Raw genomic sequence first — 22,860 nt, 5'->3', positions numbered from 1 at the left:
ACTCAGGCGCGTTGCGCCCGCTTGCCGGCGAGCGCTTGCGCCACGCGAGATCGTGTCGGACGGCCGAGCTCGGCACAAATGAAACTTCCGACAGTCGCCAGGCGGTCGAGGTCGACACCGGTTTCGATGCCCAGGCCCTGCAGCAGATAGACCAGGTCTTCGCTGGCGACGTTGCCGGACGCGCCGTCGGCGTACGGGCAACCGCCGAGGCCGGCGACCGAGCTGTCGAACACACTCATGCCCATCTGCAAAGACGCGTAGACGTTGCCGAGCGCCTGCGCATAGGTATCGTGGTAATGGCCGGCGAGCTTGCCGATCGGCACCACCTTGAGCACCGCCTCGATCATGCGTTTGGTCTGCTCCGGCGTGCCGACGCCGATGGTGTCGCTGAGCGCGATCTCGTAGCAGCCCATTTGATGGACGGCGGCAGCGACGTCGGCCACCGCCTGCGGCGAGACCTCGCCCTGGTACGGGCACCCCAGCGCGCAGGACACGTAGCAGCGCACCGGAATACCCGCCGCCTGCGCGGCCTCGAGCACGGCCTCGAAGCGCTTCAGGCTTTCGGCGATCGAGCAGTTGATGTTCTTCTGCGTGAATGCCTCGGATGCCGCGCCGAACACCGCGACCTCGTCGACGCCGGCGGCCAACGCTGCCTCGAAGCCCTTGAGATTCGGCGTCAGCGCGCCATAGCGCACGCCGGCACGCTTGTGCACGCCGCGCATCACCGCATGCTGATCGGCCATCTGCGGCACCCACTTCGGCGACACGAACGCCGTGGCCTCGATGTGGCGCAGGCCGGCGTCGGCGAGGCCGTCGATCAGCTGCAACTTGGTCGCCGTCGGCACCACGCCCGGCTCGTTCTGCAGCCCGTCGCGCGCGCCGACCTCGACGATGCGCACCGCCGTCGGCAGCGCGCTCACGCGGCAGCCTGCGCGGCTGGCGCGAAGTCGATCAGCTCGGCACCGTCGGCGACCTGATCGCCAACCGCGCAGAGAAACGCGCTGACCGTGCCAGCGGCCGGCGCACAGAGCGTGTGTTCCATCTTCATCGCCTCCATCACCAACAGCGGCGCGCCCTTGTCGACCACCGCGCCGGCCTCGACCAACAGGCCGATGATCTTGCCGGGCATCGGCGCGACGAGACCGCCGTCGGCCGCTTCGTCCTCGCCGGCGTGGGCCAGCGGATCGTCGCGTTCGAGCACACGATGACCGTGGCCGTCGAACACATGCAGGCGGTCGCCGTCGGCGACGACATGCACCTGCGCGCGACGACCGGCGCGGGTGACCTCGAAGGCGTCGCCGTCGGCCTGCCAGTCGATCGCCTGACCGTCGACGATGCAGGCACGACCTTGCGCACCGACAACGACAGCGAACTCGCGCTCACCGCAACGAAAGCCCAGGGTCTGCTGGTGGGTGCCGTTGAGACGCCAGCCGTCGCCGCTCGCCCACGGCGATTGCGCATCGGTGGCCGGCACCAGCCCGGCGGCACGCTGGCGCTGTGCTCGCAACGTCCACAGCGTCGCGGCGTCGAGCGCGGCGCGCGGCACATCGTCGTCGACGGCGAGCAGGATGTCGCGTTCGCGTTCGATCAAACCGGTGTCGACCTGCCCGGCACGGAACGAAGCATGGTCGATCAGCCGCGACAGGAACTCGATGTTGTTGCCGACGCCGACGATGCGAAACGCCGCCAGGGCGCCGAGCATGCGCTCGATGGCGCGCTCGCGCGTTTCGTCCCAGACGATCAGCTTGGCGATCATCGGATCGTAGTGCGGCGAGATCGCGTCGCCGCCTTCGACGCCGCTGTCGAGACGCACGTGCGCCGAAACCGACGGCGGCGCGTAATGCAGCAGCGTGCCGATAGCCGGCAGGAAGCCCTTGGCCGGCTCCTCGGCGTAGACGCGGACCTCGATCGAGTGACCGCGCAGCGGCACCTGGCCTTCGCGCAGCGGCAGCGGTTCGCCCGAGGCGATGCGTAGCTGCCACTCGACGAGATCGAGACCGGTGATCATCTCCGTCACCGGATGCTCGACCTGCAGCCGCGTGTTCATTTCCATGAAGTAAAAATGGCCCTGCGCGTCGGCGATGAACTCGACCGTACCGGCGCCGACATAGGCCACCGCCTGCGCGGCATCGCGTGCGGCCTGCCCCATCGCCGCGCGCTGCTGCGCACTCATGCCCGGCGCCGGCGCTTCCTCGATCACCTTCTGATGCCGGCGCTGCGCCGAGCAGTCACGCTCATGCAGGCTGACGATATTGCCGTGCGTATCGCCAAACACCTGGATCTCGATGTGTTGCGGCTGCTGCAGATATTTCTCGATCAACATGTGCGCATCGCCGAAGCTGGCGCTGGCTTCGCGCTGGCACGACGCCAACGCCGCCGCGAAATCGTCGCCGCGCTCGACGACGCGCATGCCCTTGCCGCCGCCGCCGGCCGACGCCTTGATCAGCACCGGATAGCCGATGCGGTCGGCCTGTTCGCGCAGGAACGCCGGCGCCTGCTCGTCGCCGTGGTAGCCGGGCACCAGCGGCACGCCGGCCTGCTTCATCAGCGCCTTGGCCGCCGACTTCGAACCCATCGCGCGGATCGCGCCGACCGGTGGGCCGATGAACACCAGGCCGGCATCGGCGCAGGCCTGCGCAAACGCCTCGTTCTCGGACAAAAAGCCGTAGCCGGGATGAACGGCCTGCGCGCCGCTGCGCGTGGCGACGTCGATGATGCGTTCGGCGCGCAGATAGCTGTCGCGCGCCGCCGCCGGGCCGACCTCATAGGCCTCATCGGCAAGCCGCACGTGGCGGGCAGCGGCGTCGGCCTCGGAATAGACGGCGACGGTGGCAATGCCGAGGCGGCGGCAGGTGGCGATGATGCGACAGGCGATTTCGCCGCGATTGGCGATCAGGATCTTGGTGAACATCAGCGGGCACTCCAGGACGGCCGGCGCTTGTCGAAGAACGCGGCGATGCCGTCGCGCGCTTCGGCGGCGGCACGGGTCTGTGCGATACGGCGGGAGGTGTCGGCGATCAGCGCCTCGTCGATCGGGCGGCCGGCGACATCGGCGATCAGTCGCTTGGCGTCGGCCTGGGCCTGTGGCGCGCCGGCCAGCAGCGCCGCCAGCATCGCATCGAGGCGCGCATCGAGCACGTCCGCCTCGCAGACCTCGTGCACGAGGCCGATGCGCTGCGCCTCGGCGGCGTCGATACGCTCGCCGCTGAGGAAGTAGCGTTGCGCGGCACGCGCGCCGATCGCCTGCAGCACGTACGGGCTGATCGTCGCCGGAATCAGGCCGAGGCGAACCTCGGTGGTACCGAAGCTCGCCTGCGGCGTCGCCAGTACGATGTCGCAGGCCGCGACTAGGCCGGTGCCGCCGCCCAGCGCCGCGCCCTGCACGCGCGCCACGGTCGGCTTGGTCATGCCGTGCAGCATGCGCAGCAGCGCCGCCAGACGCTCGGCATCGGCAAGGTTCTCGTCATGGCGGTACGACGCCATGCGCCGCATCCAGGCGAGATCGGCGCCGGCGCAAAAGCTCTTGCCGCGGCCGCCGAGCACGACGACGCGCACGCCGGCGTCCGCATCGAGCGCCTGCAGCGCGGCGGTCAGTTCGGCGATCAGGGTTTCGTTGAAGGCGTTGTGCACGTCGGCGCGGTTCAGCCACAGCCGCGCGACGCCGCCAGCGCGTTCGATCTCGACGGTCGATTCGAGGCTGGCCATCGTCACATCCGGAACACGCCGAAGCGCGTCGGCGGAATCGGCGCGTTGAGCGCCGCCGACAGCGCCAGACCGAGCACGCGCCGGGTCTGTGCGGGATCGACGATGCCGTCGTCCCAGAGCCGCGCGGTGGCGTAATACGGATCGCTCTGCAGATCGAACTGCGCGCGGGTCGGCGCCTTGAACGCTTCCTCGTCGGTCGCGCTCCAGGTCTTGCCCTGCGCTTCGAGCGCGTCGCGTCGCACCGTCGCCAACACGCTCGCAGCCTGCTCGCCACCCATCACCGAGATCCGCGAGTTCGGCCAGCTCCACAAAAAGCGCGGCGAATACGCGCGGCCGCACATGCCATAGTTGCCGGCGCCGAACGAGCCGCCGATCAGGAACGTGAACTTCGGCACTTGTGCGGTCGCCACCGCCGTCACCATCTTCGCGCCGTCCTTGGCGATGCCGCCGTTCTCGTACTTGCGGCCGACCATGAAGCCGGAGATGTTCTGCAGGAAGACCAGCGGGATGCCGCGCTGCGCGCACAGCTCGATGAAGTGCGCACCCTTCTGCGCGGACTCCGAGAACAGGATGCCGTTGTTGGCGACGATGCCGACCGGGTAGCCGTGCACGTGCGCGAAGCCCGTCACCAAGGTCGTGCCATAGCGCGACTTGAACTCATCGAGCCGTGAGCCGTCGACGATGCGCGCGATCACCTCGCGCACGTCGTAAGGCTTGCGCGTGTCGGCCGGGATCACGCCATAGAGCTCGTCGGGGTCGTAGCGCGGCGCTTCCGGCGCGCGCAGGTCGACGCCCGGCTGCTTGCGCAGATTCAGATTGCCGACGATGCGGCGCACCATCGCCAGCGCGTGATGATCGTTCTCGGCGTAGTGGTCGGCAACGCCGGAAATGCGCGTGTGCACGTCGGCGCCGCCGAGGTCCTCGGCGCTGACCACCTCGCCGGTCGCCGCCTTCACCAGCGGCGGGCCACCAAGGAAGATCGTGCCCTGCTCCTTGACGATGACGGTTTCGTCGCTCATCGCCGGCACGTAGGCGCCGCCGGCCGTGCACGAACCCATCACGCAGGCGATCTGCGGAATGCCGAGCGCCGACAGGTTGGCCTGATTGAAGAAGATGCGGCCGAAGTGCTCCTTGTCCGGAAACACGTCGTCCTGCATCGGCAGGAACGCGCCGCCGGAATCGACGAGGTAGACGCAGGGCAGGCGGTTCTCGCGCGCCACTTCCTGCGCGCGCAGATGCTTCTTGACCGTGATCGGATAGTAGGTGCCGCCCTTCACCGTCGCGTCGTTGGCGACGACCATGCATTCGCGGCCGTTGATCGCGCCGATGCCGGCGACAACGCCGGCCGATGCGATCTCGCCGCCGTACATGCCATGCGCGGCCAGCGGCGACAGTTCGAGAAACGGCGAGCCGGGATCGAGCACAGTGTCGATGCGCTCGCGCACCAGCAGCTTGCCGCGACCGACGTGCTTGGCGCGCGCCGCCTCGGAGCCGCCCAATGCCGCCTGCGCGGTGGTTGCGCGCAGCGTCTCGACCAGTTCGCGGGTCCGCGCCGCATTGGCGCGGAATTCGTCGCTGCCGGCGCGCAACTTGGACGCGATCACGCTCATGCGCGGGTCTCCGAGAACAGCTCGCGGCCGATCAGCATGCGGCGAATCTCCGAGGTGCCCGCGCCGATTTCGTAGAGCTTGGCGTCGCGCCACAAGCGGCCGGTCGAAAACTCGTTGATGTAGCCGTTGCCGCCCAGCGCCTGGATCGCCTGCCCGGCCATCCACGTCGCCTTCTCTGCCGCATACAGAATTGCACCGGCGGCATCCTTGCGCGTGGTCTCGCCACGGTCGCAGGCCCTGGCCACCGCATAGACGTAGGCGCGGCAGGCGTTGAGGCCGACGTACATGTCGGCAAGCTTGGCCTGCATCAGCTGGAACTCACCGATACTCTGGCCGAACTGCTTGCGCTCGTGCACATACGGCACGACCACGTCGAGGCAGGCGGCCATGATGCCGAGCGGACCGCCCGACAGGACCACGCGCTCGTAGTCGAGGCCCGACATCAGCACATTGACGCCGCGCCCCTCGGCGCCGAGCACGTTCTCGGCCGGCACCTCGCAATCGACGAACACCAGCTCGCAGGTGTTCGAGCCGCGCATGCCGAGCTTGTCGAGCTTCTGCGCCGTGGAGAAGCCCTTGAAGCCCTTCTCGATCAGAAACGCCGTCATGCCGCGCGAGCCGGCGCTCGGGTCGGTCTTGGCGTAGACGACCAGCGTGTCGGCATCCGGGCCGTTGGTGATCCACATCTTGTTGCCGTTGAGTACGTAACGGTCGCCCTTCTTGTCGGCGCGCAGCTTCATGCCGACCACGTCCGACCCGGCGCCCGGTTCACTCATCGCCAGCGCGCCGATGTGCTCGCCGCTGATCAGCTTCGGCAGGTACTGGCGCTTCTGCGCGTCCGTGCCGTTCTTGCGGATCTGGTTGACGCACAGATTGGAGTGCGCGCCGTACGACAGGCCGATCGCCGAGCAGGCGCGCGAGATTTCCTCCATAGCCACCACATGCGCCAGATAGCCGAGGTTGGTCCCGCCGTATTCCTCCTCGACGGTCAGGCCCAGCACGCCGAGTTCGCCGAACTTCGGCCACAACGCGTTGGGGAAGGCGTTGTCGGCGTCGGCCTGCGCGGCAAGCGGTGCGACTTCGCGACGCGCGAACGCCTGCACGGCCTCGCGCAGCTGGTCGACGTCCTCGCCCAGCGCAAAGTTCAGGGACGGGCTGCTCATCTCTATCCTCCAGATCACACGCTCGGCGTGCTCGTGATGCATACGGGGCTGCCGCGCGCCGTTTATGCCTGGATTTTCGGCGGCAGCCGGCGCAGTCTATGCGCGCGCCGCCAAAAAGTGAATCGGCGTTCACAAAACTAAGGCTCGTTCACTATTATCTGTCCACGATGGCTTATCAACGTTCGGCATTGATGCAGGAGCGGCTCAGCGAGAACCGCGCGCGAATTCTGGCGGCGGCCCGCCAGCTGGTCGCCGAAGGCGGCTTTCGCGCGGCCTCGATCACCGCCGTGGCGCGCGTCTCCGGCCTGTCGACCGGCGCGATCTATCGCTACTTTCCGTCGAAGTCGGTGTTGTTCGTCGAGGTCCTGACTTCGGCCGTCGCCCATGAGTGCGAAATCCTGACCGCGATCGTCGACGGCGATGGCAGCGCACGCGAGCGTTTGCGCGCGGCCGTCGCGTCATTTGCGCGGCGCGCGCTAAAGGGGCCGCACCTGGCCTTCGCGTTCATCGCCGAGCCGGCCGACCCGGACGTTGAAGCCGCGCGTATTCTCTGCCGCCGCGATTTCGGCGACGTCTTCAAGCGCGTACTGCGCGCGGGCATGGCCAGTGGCGAGTTCCCCAAGCAGTCGGTCGATGTCGGGGCCGCGTGCATCGTCGGGGCGTTCACCGAGGCGCTGGTGCGCCCGGTCGAGCATGCCGGCGGACGGCGCTCGGATCAGGCCTTGGTGCGCGCCATCGTCGACTTCTGCGACCGCGCCGTCGGCGGCACCGACTGACGCCGACGACGCGCGCCCGATCAAACCGCGATCAGACGATTGCGGCCGAGTTGCTTGGCTCGATACATCGCCTGATCGGCACGATCCACCGCTTGGTGGATCGTCGACATCCCGTCGACCGGCGCCAGGCCGATCGACGCGGTCAGTTTCACGGCGCAGCCAACCACCGTTTCGAAGTCGGCCTCCGCAATGGCGCATCGCACGCGCTCGGCAATCTCCTGTGCGGCATCGACGTCGGCATCGGGCAGCAACACACCGAACTCCTCGCCACCCAGCCTTGCCAGCAGATCGCCACTGCGCAACCGCGGCTCGATGAAGCGCTTCATGGCCGCCAGCACCCGGTCACCAACGGCGTGGCCGTGTGTATCGTTGATCGCCTTGAAGCGATCGACGTCGATCATCAGCAATACCGCCGGGCTACCGCTGCGCTGCACCCGCGACAACACCCGCGCCGCCTCGTCGAAGAACGCACGCCGGTTCAACAGCCCGGTCAGCTCGTCGGTGGTCGCGCGCCACTGCAGGGTACGCTCGCGCTCGATCCGCCCACCGATGTCCTGCACCTGCGCGATGAAGTGCAGCGGACGACCGTCCGGCAAGCGCAGCATCGAAACGTCGAGCTGCACGAACACCACGTCGCCGCTGCCGTGCAGGTAGCGCTTCTGCAGGCGATAGCGATCGATCTCGCCGCGCGACAGCTGCAACGCCTTGGCCTCGGCGCCGGGCAGGTCGTCGGGGTGCGTGACATCACGGAAATTCTTGGTCAGCAGTTCCGCTTCCGTATAGCCGAGCATTTCGTACAGCGCCGGATTGACGCTCTCGAAGCGGCCGTCGAGGTCGACGATCGCAAAGCCGATCGGCGCGTTTTTCAAGGTCAGCATGAAGCGCTCGTGACTGCGCGCGAGTTCGTCGTGACTGCGCTGCAGTTCCTCGTTCATGCGGCGTAGCGAATCGCGCGCGGCGCTGCTGAACTGCAGCACGGCGGTCGCCTTGGGCAGGATCGGCCAGATCATCAACGCCGTGGCCACCGACGCCACCGCGGTGACGATGCGCACGCTGACGTCGAAGCGGTAGACCGGAATCCAGATGCTGACGATGTCGAGCAGATGGCCCGTGCCGCAGGCGAAGATGAACAGGCTGAACATCGCGAACACCCAGTTGAAATGCAGACTGGGATTGCGCGGGATGAAGACCATCAGGGTGATGGGAATCGAGTAGTAGGCGAGCACGATCAATGCGTTCGCCGCAACGTCGGCAAACACCAGCCCCGGATCCCACGCCAGGCAATAGCCGTGCGCAAGAAAATTGGTCGTCCCCGAAAACAGGCTCATCGCACGCCACCCCTGCCTGTGCGATTCGATTATGGGCACGGGCGCAACGTGAAATACCCTCGGCGGTGGTTATGATCTAGGCACTGTGGATAAGTTCACAGCGCAGCGCCCATGGCGGCCATCTCGGCGGCCCGTTATCTTCGCGACCATGATCATCCGCTCTCTGCTCGACACCGACCTCTACAAGTTCACGATGATGCAGGTGGTCCTGCATCAGTTCCCGGCGGCCGAAGTCGAATACCGCTTCCGCTGCCGCACGTCCGGCATCGATCTGGCGCCATGCCTGGACGCGATCCGCGCCGAGATCGATGCGCTGTGCGAACTGCGCTTCAGCGAAGCCGAGCTGGACTGGCTGCGTAGCCTGCGCTTCATGGAGCCGGATTTCGTCGACTTCCTCGGCCTGTTCCGGCTCAACGCCAAGTACGTGCAGCTCGGCACCGCCCCCGATCAGAACGGCGGCATCGAACTGATCGTGCGCGGCCCGTGGCTGCACACCATACTGTTCGAGATTCCGCTGCTGGCGATCATCAGCGAGTGCTGGTTCCGCCACCTGCAGCCACAGCCGGACCTGTCGACGGCGCGGGCACGGCTGCGCGACAAGATGGCGATGCTCAAGCAGTTCGGCGACGACGCCTGCCGCATCGCCGACTACGGCACACGGCGCCGCTACTCGGCGGACTGGCACGACGAGCTGATCGTCATGCTGGCCGACACGCTGGGGCCGCGACTGGCCGGCACCAGCAACGTCCGTCACGCCATGATTCACGGCCTGACGCCGCTCGGCAGCATGGGACATGAATACCTGCAAGCCTGCCAGGCACTCGGTCCGCGGCTGCGCGACGCACAAAGCTTCGCCTTCGATCGCTGGGCACACGAATATCGCGGCGATCTTGGCATCGCGCTGTCGGATACCTACGGCCTCGACGCCTTCCTGCGTGATTTCGACCTGTACTTCTGCAAGCTGTTCGACGGTGCGCGCCACGACTCGGGCGATCCCTTCGTCTGGGGCGAACGCGTGCTCGAGCACTACCAGCAGATGCGCGTCGACCCGACCAGCAAGAGCCTGGTGTTCAGCGACAGCCTGACGATTCCGCGCATTCTGGAGCTGAACCGGCGCTTCCGCGGCCGCACGCGGCTGGCGTTCGGCATCGGCACCAACCTGACCAACGATGCCGGCCCGACGCCGCTCAACATCGTCATCAAGATGGTGCGCTGCAACGGCCAGCCGGTCATCAAGCTCAGCGACGATCCGGGCAAGGTGATGGCCGATGATCCGTCGTATCTGGCCTACCTGCGTCAGGTCTTCGACGTTCCGGCCAGCGAACGCACCTAGGCGATCGCCATGGCCTATCGCAATCCGTACTACGATCCGGCGCGGTCGCATCACCGACCGCACGGCTTCGTCAATCCGGGACCGGAGCGACCGATCGGCGGCGACTTCTGGCGCTGGCGCCGCGAGCGTCGCGCCGCCGGCGTACCGAAGCCGCCGGCCGCGGGCTATCCGGCGTTCACCGCGGAATGGCGCGTCGATGCCGACTTCTCGATCGCCGAACGCGATCCGCAACCGCGAATCTGGTGGCTCGGCCACGCTTGCCTGCTGCTGCGCATCGGCGGCCTGTGGGTGCTGACCGACCCGGTGCTGGGAGCACGCGCGTCGCCGCTGTCGTTTGCCGGGCCGGCGCGCAAGTTGCCGGCCGCCGCCGCCGTCGATGCGCTGCCGCCGATCGACGTGGTGCTGATCTCACACAGTCACTACGACCATCTGGACCGCGGCACCGTACGCGCGCTGGTGCGGCGCGCCCAGCGCGGCGGATATACGACGAAATTCTTCACGCCGCTGGGCCTGGCCGCCACGCTGAAAGCGTTCGGCGCGGACGACGTCGACGAATATGACTGGTGGGACGGCGCTGCGCATCACGGCCTCGACATTCGTTGCGTGCCGGCCCAGCACTGGAGCGCCCGCACGCCCTGGGATCGCAACCGCACGCTGTGGTGTGGCTGGACCGTTCACGCCGACAACACCCGCGTCTACTTCGCCGGCGACATCGGCTGGTGGGACGGCATCGCCGAGATTCCGCAGCGCGTCGGCGCCATCGATCTGGCGGCCCTGCCGATCGGCGCCTACGCGCCGCGCTGGTTCATGCAGGGCCAACACATCGACCCGGCCGAGGCGGTGCGTGCGCACCGCATCCTCGGCGCACGCCACTCGTTGGCGATTCACTGGGGCGTATTCGAACTGGCCGATGACGCCCTCGACGAGCCGCCGCAGTTGCTGCGCGCAGCGCTCGCCGACGCGGGCCTGAGCGAGCGCGACTTCTGGCTACTGCGCCAGGGCGAATCGCGAGCGCTTGCCGCCAACCCCTGAAGCGATGCAGCCTTGCCGTCTGCGAACGGAGAACGACCATGAGCCTCGCTGCTACAACCCGCACCACCATCATTCCGACGCTGCGCTACCGTGACGCGCCAGCGGCGATCGACTGGCTGTGCAGCACGCTCGGCTTCGAACAGCGGCTGGTCGTGCCGGGTGATGACGGCGGCATTGCCCACGCGCAGCTGAGCTTCGGCAACGGCATGGTGATGCTCAGCTCGGCCGGCGACGACGAATGGGGGCGGCGCATGGCGCAACCTGACGAAGTGAGCGGCCGGCAGACGCAGTGCAGCTGTCTGATCGTTGGCGACTGCGACGCGCACTACGCGCACGCCGTGGCCGCCGGCGCCGAGATCGTCGACCCGCTGACCGCGCAAGACTACGGCGGCAAGGGCTACGCCTGCCGCGATCCGGAGGGCCACATCTGGTGGATCGGCAGCTACGATCCGTGGGCCTGAGGCGCAGCGGTCCAGGCTTGGGTGTCGCGGCTGGCGCCACTCCTACAAAGACAACCACCGCCCCTGTGGGAGCGGCGCAAGCCGCGACACCCCGCGCGGCCGCCGTTCGCCGATAGCCGGGCACGCGCGGCGCGGCCGCGACGACAACGTCCGCCGCAATCCACGAAGCCGAGGTCCGGTGATGCAGGCCTGCAGGTCGCGGCTCGCGCCGCTCCTACAAAAGCGCACGCATCTCCTGCAGGAGCGCCGCGAGCCGCGAGCCGCGACACCGATCCGCGCTGCCGGCGCGAGCCGCCTCAGCGTGGATCGGTCGTATCGGTCGGCGGTGCCGCTTGTTCGTGTACGCCGTCGCCGACGATATCGAAACCACCGTTCAGGCGAATGTCCTGCGACGACGCGCCGACCATCACCGTGAAGCGGCCCGGTTCGACCGTCCATTGATGCAAACGGTCGTACAACGCTAGATCGTCCGGCCCCAGCGTGAAACGCAGCGTGCGTGTCTCGCCCGGCTGCAAGTGCACGCGCGCGAAACCATGCAGTTCCTTTTCGAAGCCGATGACGCTGCTGTAGTCGTCGCGCAGGTAGAGCTGCGCGACCTCGTCGCCGGCGCGCTGGCCGACGTTGCGCACGTCGAACGAGACCTCGATATTGCCCTGCGGTCCCTGTTGCTGCGGCGTGATGTGCAGGTTCGAATACGCGAAGCGTGTGTAGCTCAGGCCGTGGCCGAACGGATAGAGCACGCCGTCGACCTGGCCGCCGTCATGCGCCTGCGAGCCGGGATGCGCCGGGAAGTTCATCGGCAGCTGGCCGACGCTCTTCGGCATCGTGACCGGCAGGCGTCCGGCCGGGTCGTAATCGCCGAACAGCACGTCGGCCAGCGCGTTGCCGGCGTCCTCGGCCGGGAACCACATCTCGACGATCGCCGGCACGTGCTTCACGGCCCAATTGATCGACAGCGGACGGCCGTTGCTCAGCACCAGCACCAGCGGCTTGCCGGTCGCCGCCAGGGCCTGCAGCAGTTCTTCCTGATAACCCGGCAGATTGAGGCTGATGCGGCTCGCCGACTCGCGCGCCAGCGCATCGGGCTCGCCGAGCACGGCGATGATTTCGTCGACGTCCTGCGCCGCCGCGACCGCCCGCTCGATGCCGGCGCGCACCGTCGCATCGGGCGGATCTTTGTAGACATCGCTCTCCGGGAACGCCGCGTCCTGGGCGTCGACGCCCTTTTCGTAGCGAACCTCGACGCCGGCACCGAGCTTGGCGCGGATGCCGGCCAGCGGCGTGACGAAGTCGAGTTGCTGCGGCCCGTACCGCGACCACCAGGCGTCCGGGTTGTTCGCCAGCGGCCCGGCGACCAGCACGCGGCGCAGCTTCTTGCTCAGCGGCAAGGCGTCGCCATCGTTCTTGAGCAGGATGATGGACTCGCGCGACGCGCGTGCCGCGACCGCCTGATTCGCAGGTGAGCGGACGATGCGGTCGGTCTGCGCCGGATCGTCGACGTACGGATGATCGAACAAGCCCAGCTCGAACTTCACACGCAAGACGTCGCGCACGCGCGCGTCGATCGTCGCCATCGACAACTGGCCCTTGCGCAACAGATCGCGCATCAGCTTCGCGTAGTCCTCGGGCGGCGTGAAGTTGGTGCGCACGTCGAGCCCGGCCTCGACCGCCTGGCGCACGGCATCCTCGGCGGTGGCCGCCGTGCGATGCTTGGTATGGATGAACTCGACGGCGCCGCTGTCCGACACGACATAGCCGCGAAAACCCCATTGGCCGCGCAGGATGTCGGTCAAAAACTGCTTGCTGGCCTCGATCGGGATGCCGTCGTAATCGTTGTACGAGGCCATCACCCCCATCGCGCGGCCCTGCTCGACGGCCTTGCGGAACGGCGGCAGGAACACCGTCTGCAGCTCGCGCCAAGTGATCTGCGGATCGGTGCGCGCCTCGCCGTCACGGCCGCCCTTCGGCACACTGTACGCAGCGTAGTGCTTGAGCGTCGACGCCACGCCCTGCGACTGCAGGCCCAGCACCTGCTGCAGGCCCAGCGCACCAGTCAGATACGGGTCTTCCGAGTAGCTGTCGGCGGTACGGCCCCAGCGCGGATCGCGGGCCACATCGAGCACCGGCGAATAGACGTTGGTATAGCCGAGCGCACGCGCTTCGCGACCGGTGACCTCGCCGATCTGCCGCACCAACGGCGCGTCCCAGGTACTGGCGACGGCGAGCTCCGACGGAAAGCTGGTCGCCTTGGCGTGCATCACGCCGCGGATGCCCTCGTCGGTGAAATCGGCCGGAATGCCGAGCCGCGTGTCCTCGACGAAGAAGCGCTGCACCTCGTTGAGCGCGCGCGCGTGCAGGCTCCACGGCAGGTCGTACTTTGGATTCGGCAGGTTGTGCGTCCAGCCGGTGTTGCCGTTCGACTGCTCGTCGATATTGCCGATGCCGTCCTTCCAGAATGCCTGCTTCCAGGCCGGCGTCGGCAGCTCGTCCTTGAGCACGCGCGGATAACCGTACAGCGTCACCAACTGTGCAGTCTTCTCGTAGCTGCTCATGCGCGACAGCAGATCGTCGATGCGGGCGTCGATCGGCGCGCGCGCGTCTTCATAAACGTCGCGCTTGCCGTTCTTGTTCAGATCGATCCAGCCGTCGTGATAGATCCGCGGCACCGAGCGCGGATGCACGAAACGGCCGCTGCTGGCCGCCGCCGAGCCGACACCACCAAGCAACGCCGCGAGCACCAAACCCCGCGCCAGTCCAGCCGCTTTCATGACGACACCGATCCAGGAGAACCGGGGCACCTTAGACGTCACGCCACCGCACCGGAAATTCCAAAAAACGAGACATCGATACGTGAAACGAATGATTCACTGCACCATCGCGGAGCGACGTCGCCTGCAAAACAGGCATTTGCCGCGGCAGTGCCTTGTGGTCCGGAAGCCGGCTACGTCAACGGCGCCAGCCTGACGATCGACGGCGGCTATTCGGCATAAGCCGGGCGGATGGCAACGCCTGGCGGCAAACGCGGCCGTCCTCGTGACGCCGGCTGTAGCGCCCGACGGCGTCGCGACTCAACAGCAGGGCATCGCCGGCTCTGATGACGACGGGTGGCTGTTGGCTCGTGTGGCAATTCCGGGGCGGTTGGCGCGCATCGTCGCACGCCGCCGCCGACCGTCAGTGGCCGGCCGGTCGTTTGCCCTGTCGCAGATGCAATGCCGACTCGCGCACGTCGATTTCATAGAGCAGCGAGTTCAGCACCGTCTCGTTGATCTCGTTGCGGGCATGCATGCGCATCAGCTCGCCGCGCTCGGCCTGAATGCCGACCAGACGCAGGTCTCCGTCGGCGGCCGTACGCTCGGCCATCGATTCCTTGGTGGCGTGCTCGTCGCGCAAGCCCTTGATCCGCACTTCGTAGCTGTCGATCAGGCGACCGGCAGCGATGCTCATCTGCTGCCCGGCACCGTCGTCTTCGTCGTCCTTGTGGTGATGTGCAGCCCGCTCGGCGTGCTTGGAAATGGCGGCGACGGCCGCCTCGCAGGCACGCATGCGCGCCAGCCGCTCCTCTTCGGTTTCCGGGTCCTCGCCGACCGAGATGCCGCGCAACAGCAGCGGCAGCGCAATGGCGGCCGCGATCAGCGAGACGAGGATCACCGTCGCCGCCAGAAAGATCATCAGATTGCGGCCGGGGAACAGCTCGCCGCTGTCGAGTGTGAACGGCACCGACAGCACACCGGCCAGCGTGATGCCGCCGCGCACGCCGGAAAACGCCGTCGCCCACAGCAGGCGATTGTGTGGTGGCGGCCGCGTTTTGTCGCCGCGCCAGCTCGCGTAGAAGCGTGTGACATGGAGCAGCACCCAGACCCAGACCAGGCGCACGATGATCAGCGCCGCCGCGGTCGCCAACGCGTAGCCGAGCAGCAGGCCGGTACCCTGGATGCCGGCCGCGTGCCAGGCGTAGTCGAGTGCGCGACCGATGATGTCCGGCAGCTGCAGACCAAGCAGCACGAAGATCACGCCGTTGAGCACGTATTCGATCATCGACCAGATGTGCGTCGAGGCGATGCGCGCGTGCGCGCCGGGATCCATGGTCGCGCTCTTGAGGTTGAGCGTCATGCCAGCGGCGACGGCCGCGAGAATGCCGGACGCGCCGAGTTCTTCGGCCATCAGGTAGGCGGCGAACGGCAGCAGCAGGATCAGCACGATCGAGCCCTGCGCCTCGATCTCGGTCCAGCCCGACAGCCATTTCTGGAACAAGCCCAGCGCCCAGCCCAGCGCGACACCGATGCCGAGGCCGCCAGCGGCGACGAACACGAAGGCCAGCGACGCCTGCGACAGCGAGAACGCACCGGTGACCGCCGCCGCCGTCGCGAACTTGAACGCGGTCAGGCCCGACGCGTCGTTCATCAGCGCCTCGCCCTGCAGCACATACATCAGCTGTTTGGGAATGCCGGCGCGGCCGGCCAGCGCCGAGACCGACACCGCGTCGGTCGGCGACAGCACCGCCGCCAGTGCGAAGCACGCCGACAGCGGCAGGTCGGGAATCATCCAGTGCAGCAAATAGCCGACCGCAACGACCGTGAACAGGACGAGCCCGAATGCCAGCCCGAGGATGCGCTCGCGATAGCGGAAGAACTCGCGCTTGGGCATGCGCCAGCCGTCCGCGAACAGCAGCGGCGGAATGAAGATCATCAGGAACAGCTCGGGCTCGAGATCGACGTGCAGGCCGAAACTCGGCAGGCTGATCGCCGCGCCGAGCGCGATCTGCGTCAACGGCAGCGGCAGGCGCGCAACGCGCACCAGCACCGCGGACATCGCGACGCACAGCAGCAGGGCCAGAACGAGGATGGTGATATTCATTGAGTCGGACGCATCATACGGCTCAGCCGTTCAGTATCGCCCGCTGCGTATGTCCGCAAACTGAACCGGTGCCGGCTACCGACGCTCGCGCAGCAGGGCGATGATGGTATCGAGCTGACGGCGAATGTCGTCGAGCGCGGCGTGCTGCGGATCGCCGGTCGGCGGCGCGACCTCCGGCCGCTCGCGCAGCACCCGACGCGCCTCGAAGATGCAGTTGCGAAAGGTCTGCGCGTCGACGATACCGATCAGGCGCATGTCGTTGGCCTGGCGCTGACTCTGCCCAGCGGTCTCGAACTTGAGAATGGCCAGTTCGAAGCGCTTCAGCACCGGCCCCTCGACGAAGGTCACGTCCTGGATGTTTTCGAGCGGGATGGTCTTCTCGACCGTCAGCAGGATGCCCTTGCGGTAGCGCAGCGTGCGCGCGTCGAGTTCGCATTCAAGACGCTCGAAATAATGGCGCGCCCACCACTGGCCGACGCCGCAGAACCAGATCACCGCCAGCGGCAGACCGACGATGGTCAGCGCCATCGTCAACCCCACGGTCAGCACCAGATACGGGCGGATCAGCGGATTGAATTGCGCCCGCCACAGCGGCGCGTCGTCGGCCCTCATTGGGTCAGCTCCCCGTTCACCAAGCTCCTGCGACTATAGCCATCATCACCCGCCCTGCCAGCAGTCACTTGCACATCGGCGCCGCGGCGCCGATCTTGTGCCGATGAACATCGGCCTGATTTCCGACACCCACGGCCTGCTGCGCCCCGAGGCGCTGGCCGCGCTGCAAGGCAGCGACCTGATCGTCCATGCCGGCGACATCGGCGCGCCCGAGATTCTCGATCGCCTGCGCGAGATCGCGCCGCTGGTTGCGGTGCGCGGCAATAACGACACCGACGCCTGGGCGCAGGCGACGCCGGAGACGCAGACCTTCGACGCCGGCGGCCAGCAATTGCATCTGCTACATGATCTGAAGACGCTGGCGATCGACCCGAGCGCCGACGGCGTGAGCATCGTCGTCGCCGGCCATTCGCACCGGCCGAAGATCGAAACGCGCAACGGCGTGCTCTACATCAATCCCGGCAGCGCCGGCCCGCGCCGCTTCTCGTTGCCGGTGACCGTCGCCCACCTGCGCGTCGGCCACGGCCGGCCGCAGGCGCGCATCGTCGATCTGTTCGACGGTTAAGCAGCGGCGAAAAGCGTTAACCACAGATTGCGCAGATTGACGCAGACGAACTGCGCAGAACCGCGTTTGTTCCACATCATCTGCGCAATCTGCAGCTCATGCGTGAGCTGCACCCCAGGCGCGCCGTGCCTGGGGTATCTCCCCCGATCGCCGCTGCCGATCACGCGGCACAATAGGCGGTACACCGGAAAACCAGACGCACTCATGAATACCGAAAAGATCACCGCCTTCGTCGACGCCCTCTGGGAAGACGAAATCGTCCCCCAGCTCATCGACTACATCCGCATCCCCAACAAGAGCCCGATGTTCGATCCGCAGTGGGTCGAGCACGGCTACATGGACGCCGCGGTCAAGCTGATGGAGAACTGGGCGCGCAGCAAGCTGCCGGCGCTGGGCGACGCGACGCTGGAAGTCGTGCGCCTGCCGGGCCGCACGCCGCTGATCTACATTGACGTGCCGGCCGCCAATGGCGGCTCCAACGACGACTGCGTGCTGCTCTACGGCCATCTCGACAAACAGCCGGAAATGACCGGCTGGGCCGAAGGCTACGGCCCGTGGATTCCGCGCCGCGAAGGCGACAAGCTCTATGGTCGCGGCGGCGCCGACGACGGCTATGCGATCTTCGGCTCGCTGGCGGCGCTGCTGGCGCTGCGCGATCAGGGTCTGCCGCAGGCGCGCTGCGTGGTGATGATCGAGGCCTGCGAGGAATCAGGCAGCTACGATCTGCCGTTCTACGTCGATCATCTGGCGCCGCGCATCGGCAGCCCGTCGCTGGTGATCTGCCTCGACTCCGGCTGCGGCAACTACGAGCAGCTATGGCTGACCACCAGCCTGCGCGGTCTCACCGGCGGCAATCTGCGCGTGCAGGTGCTGACCGAGGGCGTGCACTCGGGCGATGCGTCCGGCGTCGTCGCATCGAGCTTCCGCGTGCTGCGTCAGCTGCTGTCACGACTCGAGGACGAGACCAGCGGCCAGATCAAGCCCAGCGACTTCCACGTCGAAATCCCGGCGCAGCGCGTCGAGCAGGCCAAGGTGGTCGCCGCGACGCTGGGCAACGACATCTACGACAAATTCCCGTTCGTCGAGGGCATGCAGCCGGTGACGGACGATCTTGCCGAGCTGGTTCTCAACCGCACCTGGCGCCCGCAACTGTCGGTCACCGGCGTCGACGGCATGCCGCCGCTGGCCAGTGCCGGCAACGTCCTGCGGCCGTCGACGGCGGTGAAGCTGTCGTTGCGCGTGCCGCCGACGCTGGACGGCGCCAAGGCCGGCGAGGCGCTGAAGAAACTGCTCGAAACCGATCCGCCGTACGGCGCCAAGGTCACACTGGACCTGGAAAAGGCCGGCAGCGGCTGGAACGCACCGCAGCTTTCGAAGTGGCTGGAAGACGCGGTCGCACAGGCCTCGCTGAACTACTTCGGCAAGCCGGCCGCCTACATGGGCGAAGGCGGCTCGATTCCGTTCATGGGCATGCTCGGCGAGAAATTCCCCGACGCGCAGTTCCTCATCACCGGCGTGCTCGGCCCGCACTCCAACGCGCACGGACCGAACGAGTTCCTGCACATCCCGATGGGCAAGCGCGTGACGATGGTCGTTGCCGAAGTGGTCGCCAAGCACGCCCAGCCGCGCTGAGCGTGACGGTCCGTGGCCGCCCGTCCGGCGGTCACCGACCGCGCCGATTGAGACCTGCCGCACATCCCGAGATCGTGCATTTCGCCCATAATCGGCGGACTCAATCAGGGGACATCGTCGAAATGAACAAGCGGATTGCCGGCCTCGTGCTGGTTGTGTTGCTTGGCGCCAGCGGCTGCGCCACGGAAAGCTCGCGGACGCTGGACGTGCCGCAGGTGGCCTCGGCCGGCACGCCGTACCAGGGCACGCGCAGCCCGATCGCGGTCGGCAAGTTCGACAACCGCTCCAATTATCTGCGCGGCGTCTTCTCGGACGGCGTCGACCAGCTCGGCGGCCAGGCCAAGACCATTCTCATCACGCATCTGCAGCAGACCGGCCGCTTCACCGTGCTCGACCGCGACAACATGCGCGAGATCGGCCAGGAAGCGAAGATCAGCGGCGCGGCGCAGAAGCTCAAGGGCGCCGACTACGTCATCACCGGCGACGTCACCGAGTTCGGCCGCAAGGAAGTCGGCGACGAGCAGTTGTTCGGCATCCTCGGCCACGGCAAGAAGCAGGTCGCCTACGCCAAGGTCGCGCTCAACGTCGTCGACGTCAGCACGTCCGAAGTCGTCTATTCGTCGCAGGGCAGCGGCGAGTACAGCCTGTCGAACCGCGAGGTGATCGGCTTCGGCGGCACCGCCAGCTACGACTCCACGCTCAACGGCAAGGTGCTGGACCTGGCCATCCGCGAAGCGGTCAACAATCTCGTCAACGGCCTGCAGTCCGGCGCCTGGCGCCCGGTCAAGTCGTAAGCATCAGGCGCACGTCCGGGGGGACGCGCGCCGCACTCATCGAGACGGGGGCCGCTTTGAGCATTTCCATGACCGCGCTGCTGCGCGCCGGCCTCGCCGTCGCTGCGACGCTGCTGCTGTTCGGCTGCGCTGCGCAGCCCAAGCCGCTGTACTACTGGGGCAGCTACCAGCCGCAGCTCTACGCGTATTTCCAGGGCGACGGCAAGAGTCCGGAGCAACAGCGCACAGCGCTCGAAAAGACCGCGGCCAAGGCCAACGCCAAGGGCGAGGCACTGCCGCCCGGCTTTCACGCGCATCTGGGCCTGCTCTATCTGCGCATGGGCCAGCCGGCGCAGGCGCGCACCGCGTTCCTCGCCGAGGAAGCCGAGTTCCCCGAATCGAAGCCGTACATGGACTTTCTGATCGGCAACCTCAACCGCAGCCAGGCCAGCGCGCCATGAACACCCTGCGAACCTTGCGCCTGCTGGCGCTGTGCGCCGCCGCCGCGCTGCTCGGCGCCTGCGCCACTACAAGCAAGCCCGGCTACGACTACACGAACTTCCGGCAAAGCCATCCGGCGTCGATCCTGCTGCTGCCGCCGGTCAACGACACGAATTCGGTCGGCGCCAGTTACAGCCTGCTATCGCAGATGACGCTGCCGCTGGCGGAGTCCGGCTATTACGTGCTGCCGGTATCGCTGGTTGACGAGACCTTCCGCCAGAACGGCTACACGAACCCGGCGGAAATCGAAGGCATTCCGATCGACAAGCTGTACAAGATTTTCCACGCCGACGCTGCGTTGTATGTGCACATCAAGCAGTTCGGCACGGTCTACCAGTTGATCATCAGCGATACCGTCGTCAGCGCCGAAGCGCGGCTGGTCGACCTGCGCACCGGCAGCGTGCTGTGGGCCGGCAAAGCCTCGGCATCGAGCTCCGAGGACCATACCAACACCGGCGGCGGCCTCGCCGGCCTGCTGCTCAGCGCCATCGTCAACCAGATCGTCGAAGCGACCACCGACCGCAGTCACGACATCGCCGGCGTCACCAGCCTGCGACTGCTGAGCGCCGGGCAGCCGGCCGGCATGCTGTACGGACCGCGCTCGCCGAAGTACCAGGCGCAGCAGCAGCCCTGAACGCGGCGCTCAGCCGCCGCGCGCGTGCGCGGCGGCTGAGCGGACCTGCGCCGGACTCGGCCGCACGCCGGTATACAGCGCAAACTGTTCAAGCGCCTGCAGAACGATGACGTCGGCACCGCTGATGGTCGCGATCCCGCGCGCCCGCGCGGCGCGGATCAGCGGCGTTTCGGCCGGCAGTGCGACGACGTCGAAGACGCGCTGCGCCGCACCGATCGCCGCTTCGTCGAAGGCCAGCGCATCGGCGTCGGCGCCACCGCTCATGCCGATCGGCGTGACGTTGACGAGCATCTGCGGCCGCCGTGCGCCGAGTTCGGGCGTCCATTCGTAGCCGCAGGTTTCGGCCAGACGTCGGCCGGCTGCCTCGTTGCGCGCGACGATCACGCCGTCCTGGAAACCCGCATCGCGCAGTGCGCAGGCGACGGCCTTGGCCATGCCGCCGCTGCCACGCAGCGCAAACGAGGTCTGCGGCGACACGCCGTGTTCGTCGAGCAACTGGCGTACGGCGAGGTAGTCGGTGTTGTAGCCGCGCAGATGACCGGCGTCGTTGACGATGGTGTTCACCGAGTCGATCGCCGCCGCCGATTCGGCGAGCGCGTCGAGCAGCGGGATGCAGGCTTCCTTGAACGGCATCGAAATCGCGCAACCGCGGATACCCAGTGCGCGGATGCCGCCGATCGCCGCCGGCAGATCGGTGGTCGTGAACGCCTTGTAGACGTAGTCGAGGTCCAAGGCCTCGTACAGGTGGTTGTGAAAGCGTGTACCGAAGTTGCCGGGTCGCGCCGACAGCGACATGCACAAGCGCGTATCGCGACTGATGCGTCGGCTCATGCCACACCCGCCATCGAAGCGCGCGCCTGTGTCGAACCGCGCACGATGCAGCGCCCGCCGAGCACCAGTTTGCGCACCGGCAGCGCCGGATTCTGCAGGCGTTCGAGCAGCAGGTTCATCGCCGTCCGGCCGATTTCCTCGACCGGTTGCTCGATGACGGTAATGCCCGGTTCGACCAGCTCGGTCCAGCTTTCGTTGTCGAAGCCGGCCAGCGCCAGTTGCTCGGGGATGCGCAGTCCGGCCTCGCGCGCCGCCTTCATCGCACCGGTCATCAACAGGCTGTTGCTGGTGACCAGCGCTTCCGGGCGATCGCCGCGCGCCAGCCATTGCGTGGCCTCGGCATGCGCGGCGACGGCCGACGGTGCGACTTCGCGATAGTCGGGCGTCAGGCCGTGCGCGAGCATGCCGGCCAGATAGCCGTTGCGACGTTCGACACCGGTATTGCTGGTCTTGCCGAACAGGCCGCCGATACGGCGGTAGCCCTGCTCGACGAGATGGTCGATCAGCGCGCCCATCGCCGCGTGATTGTCGAGCGTGACGCTGTCGTGTGCGCTGTTCGGTCCGGTGCGGTCGATCAGCACCACCGGATAGGCGAAGCGCTGCCGCGGCAGTTCCTTCTGCGTCAGCCGCGTCGGCGCGAACAGCAGGCCGCTGACGCGTTCCTCCTGCATCAAACCCAGATAGATCGCCTCGCGCGCCGGGTCTTCTTCGGTGTTGCAGAGAATCAGGCGCAGACCGGCGCGGTAGGCGGCGTCCTCGGCGGCGTGCGCGACGGCGGTGAAGAACGGATTGCGAATGTCGGCGACGACCAGACCGATCGTGCCGCTGCGCTGCGAGCGCAGGCGCCGCGCCGACAGGTTCGGGTGATAGCCGGTGGCCTTGACCGCGGCCTCGACCTGCGCGCGCAGCGCGTCGCTGACCGGTCCGTTGCCGAGCGCGCGCGACACCGTCGCCACCGAAACGCCGGCGACGCGAGCCACGTCCCGTATGCTGACACTCACTGAGAACGATTCCAGTAAACCGTCGGAATCATTGCGCAACGCATGGGCG

Annotated in this window: 20 protein-coding genes; 9 read left to right on the top strand and 11 right to left on the bottom strand. The window is 67.4% G+C overall.

The features are described from left to right. Positions 1 to 2 precede the first annotated feature (2 nt). Genes G7Y82_RS07430 through G7Y82_RS07410 form a run of 5 tightly spaced genes read right to left on the bottom strand, consistent with a single transcriptional unit; the run spans position 3 to position 6,478 of the window. Positions 3 to 920, bottom strand: a complete 918-nt coding sequence (locus G7Y82_RS07430) for a hydroxymethylglutaryl-CoA lyase (protein WP_168147396.1) — start codon at positions 918 to 920, stop codon at positions 3 to 5. Continuing rightward, entirely contained in the window at positions 917 to 2,911 is a 1,995-nt protein-coding gene (locus G7Y82_RS07425) for an acetyl/propionyl/methylcrotonyl-CoA carboxylase subunit alpha (RefSeq protein ID WP_168147395.1), read from the bottom strand. The genes G7Y82_RS07430 and G7Y82_RS07425 overlap by 4 nt, the downstream gene beginning before the upstream one ends. Further along, positions 2,911 to 3,705 carry an enoyl-CoA hydratase-related protein gene (locus G7Y82_RS07420; protein ID WP_168147394.1) on the bottom strand — a complete coding sequence of 265 codons (795 nt, stop codon included), beginning with the start codon at positions 3,703 to 3,705 and terminating at the stop codon, positions 2,911 to 2,913. The genes G7Y82_RS07425 and G7Y82_RS07420 overlap by 1 nt, the downstream gene beginning before the upstream one ends. 2 nt (positions 3,706 to 3,707) lie before the next feature. Beyond that, positions 3,708 to 5,315 carry a carboxyl transferase domain-containing protein gene (locus G7Y82_RS07415; protein WP_168147393.1) on the bottom strand — a complete coding sequence of 536 codons (1,608 nt, stop codon included), beginning with the start codon at positions 5,313 to 5,315 and terminating at the stop codon, positions 3,708 to 3,710. After that, positions 5,312 to 6,478 (bottom strand): isovaleryl-CoA dehydrogenase, encoded by a 1,167-nt coding sequence (locus G7Y82_RS07410; RefSeq protein ID WP_168147392.1) that lies wholly within the window; start codon positions 6,476 to 6,478, stop codon positions 5,312 to 5,314. The genes G7Y82_RS07415 and G7Y82_RS07410 overlap by 4 nt, the downstream gene beginning before the upstream one ends. Positions 6,479 to 6,645: 167 nt before the next feature. Here G7Y82_RS07410 and G7Y82_RS07405 point away from each other — a divergent pair, with 167 nt between their 5' ends. Further along, positions 6,646 to 7,254 (top strand): TetR/AcrR family transcriptional regulator, encoded by a 609-nt coding sequence (locus G7Y82_RS07405; protein ID WP_168147391.1) that lies wholly within the window; start codon positions 6,646 to 6,648, stop codon positions 7,252 to 7,254. Positions 7,255 to 7,274: 20 nt separating this feature from the next. On the opposite strand, the gene G7Y82_RS07400 is transcribed toward G7Y82_RS07405, so the two are convergent. After that, a complete protein-coding gene (locus tag G7Y82_RS07400; protein WP_168147390.1) occupies positions 7,275 to 8,582 on the bottom strand; it encodes a GGDEF domain-containing protein in 1,308 nt (435 codons plus the stop codon). A 148-nt stretch (positions 8,583 to 8,730) separates the two neighbouring features. Between G7Y82_RS07400 and pncB the strand changes: the two genes are divergently transcribed. The 3 genes from pncB to G7Y82_RS07385 are packed head-to-tail and all read left to right on the top strand — an operon-like array spanning position 8,731 to position 11,408. Next, entirely contained in the window at positions 8,731 to 9,915 is a 1,185-nt protein-coding gene (pncB, locus tag G7Y82_RS07395; protein ID WP_168147389.1) for a nicotinate phosphoribosyltransferase, read from the top strand. 9 nt (positions 9,916 to 9,924) lie between these two features. Further along, positions 9,925 to 10,947: an MBL fold metallo-hydrolase gene (locus G7Y82_RS07390; RefSeq protein ID WP_168147388.1), complete on the top strand. Its 1,023-nt coding sequence runs from the start codon at positions 9,925 to 9,927 to the stop codon at positions 10,945 to 10,947. Positions 10,948 to 10,985: 38 nt separating this feature from the next. Beyond that, positions 10,986 to 11,408: a VOC family protein gene (locus G7Y82_RS07385; RefSeq protein ID WP_168147387.1), complete on the top strand. Its 423-nt coding sequence runs from the start codon at positions 10,986 to 10,988 to the stop codon at positions 11,406 to 11,408. A 296-nt stretch (positions 11,409 to 11,704) separates the two neighbouring features. Here G7Y82_RS07385 and G7Y82_RS07380 read toward each other — a convergent pair whose 3' ends face one another. The 3 genes from G7Y82_RS07380 to G7Y82_RS07370 form a co-directional block, all read right to left on the bottom strand. After that, positions 11,705 to 14,176 carry a glycoside hydrolase family 3 N-terminal domain-containing protein gene (locus G7Y82_RS07380; protein ID WP_168147386.1) on the bottom strand — a complete coding sequence of 824 codons (2,472 nt, stop codon included), beginning with the start codon at positions 14,174 to 14,176 and terminating at the stop codon, positions 11,705 to 11,707. A gap of 403 nt (positions 14,177 to 14,579) precedes the next feature. Next, positions 14,580 to 16,262 (bottom strand): Na+/H+ antiporter, encoded by a 1,683-nt coding sequence (locus G7Y82_RS07375; protein ID WP_168147385.1) that lies wholly within the window; start codon positions 16,260 to 16,262, stop codon positions 14,580 to 14,582. A 75-nt stretch (positions 16,263 to 16,337) separates the two neighbouring features. Beyond that, positions 16,338 to 16,874, bottom strand: coding sequence for a PH domain-containing protein (locus G7Y82_RS07370; RefSeq protein WP_168147384.1), 537 nt, complete (start codon positions 16,872 to 16,874; stop codon positions 16,338 to 16,340). A gap of 103 nt (positions 16,875 to 16,977) precedes the next feature. Between G7Y82_RS07370 and G7Y82_RS07365 the strand changes: the two genes are divergently transcribed. From G7Y82_RS07365 to G7Y82_RS07345, 5 genes are all read left to right on the top strand, one after another. Further along, complete coding sequence (locus tag G7Y82_RS07365) at positions 16,978 to 17,439, top strand: metallophosphoesterase family protein (protein WP_168147383.1); 462 nt, start codon at positions 16,978 to 16,980, stop codon at positions 17,437 to 17,439. Between the two features lie 204 nt (positions 17,440 to 17,643). Beyond that, positions 17,644 to 19,071, top strand: coding sequence for a M20 family metallopeptidase (locus tag G7Y82_RS07360; protein ID WP_168147382.1), 1,428 nt, complete (start codon positions 17,644 to 17,646; stop codon positions 19,069 to 19,071). Positions 19,072 to 19,193: 122 nt separating this feature from the next. After that, on the top strand, positions 19,194 to 19,865 hold the full coding sequence (locus G7Y82_RS07355; protein ID WP_168147381.1) for a CsgG/HfaB family protein: 672 nt from the start codon (positions 19,194 to 19,196) through the stop codon (positions 19,863 to 19,865). A gap of 68 nt (positions 19,866 to 19,933) precedes the next feature. Further along, complete coding sequence (locus G7Y82_RS07350) at positions 19,934 to 20,305, top strand: DUF4810 domain-containing protein (RefSeq protein ID WP_168147380.1); 372 nt, start codon at positions 19,934 to 19,936, stop codon at positions 20,303 to 20,305. Then, on the top strand, positions 20,302 to 20,979 hold the full coding sequence (locus G7Y82_RS07345) for a DUF799 domain-containing protein (RefSeq protein ID WP_168147379.1): 678 nt from the start codon (positions 20,302 to 20,304) through the stop codon (positions 20,977 to 20,979). The genes G7Y82_RS07350 and G7Y82_RS07345 overlap by 4 nt, the downstream gene beginning before the upstream one ends. A gap of 9 nt (positions 20,980 to 20,988) precedes the next feature. Here the strand turns inward: G7Y82_RS07345 and G7Y82_RS07340 are convergent, their stop codons facing one another. Both G7Y82_RS07340 and G7Y82_RS07335 read right to left on the bottom strand, forming a co-directional pair. After that, the gene (locus G7Y82_RS07340; protein ID WP_168147378.1) at positions 20,989 to 21,810 is read right to left on the bottom strand and encodes a shikimate 5-dehydrogenase; all 822 of its coding nucleotides are present in this window, start codon (positions 21,808 to 21,810) and stop codon (positions 20,989 to 20,991) included. Beyond that, the gene (locus tag G7Y82_RS07335; protein WP_168147377.1) at positions 21,807 to 22,811 is read right to left on the bottom strand and encodes a LacI family DNA-binding transcriptional regulator; all 1,005 of its coding nucleotides are present in this window, start codon (positions 22,809 to 22,811) and stop codon (positions 21,807 to 21,809) included. The genes G7Y82_RS07340 and G7Y82_RS07335 overlap by 4 nt, the downstream gene beginning before the upstream one ends. Positions 22,812 to 22,860 lie beyond the last annotated feature (49 nt).

This window comes from Solimonas marina, assembly GCF_012241385.1.
GTDB classification, from domain to species: Bacteria; Pseudomonadota; Gammaproteobacteria; order Nevskiales; family Nevskiaceae; genus Solimonas; species Solimonas marina.
Note: the sequence above shows the minus strand (reverse complement) of the source record. Positions and strands in the feature narration are given on the sequence as shown.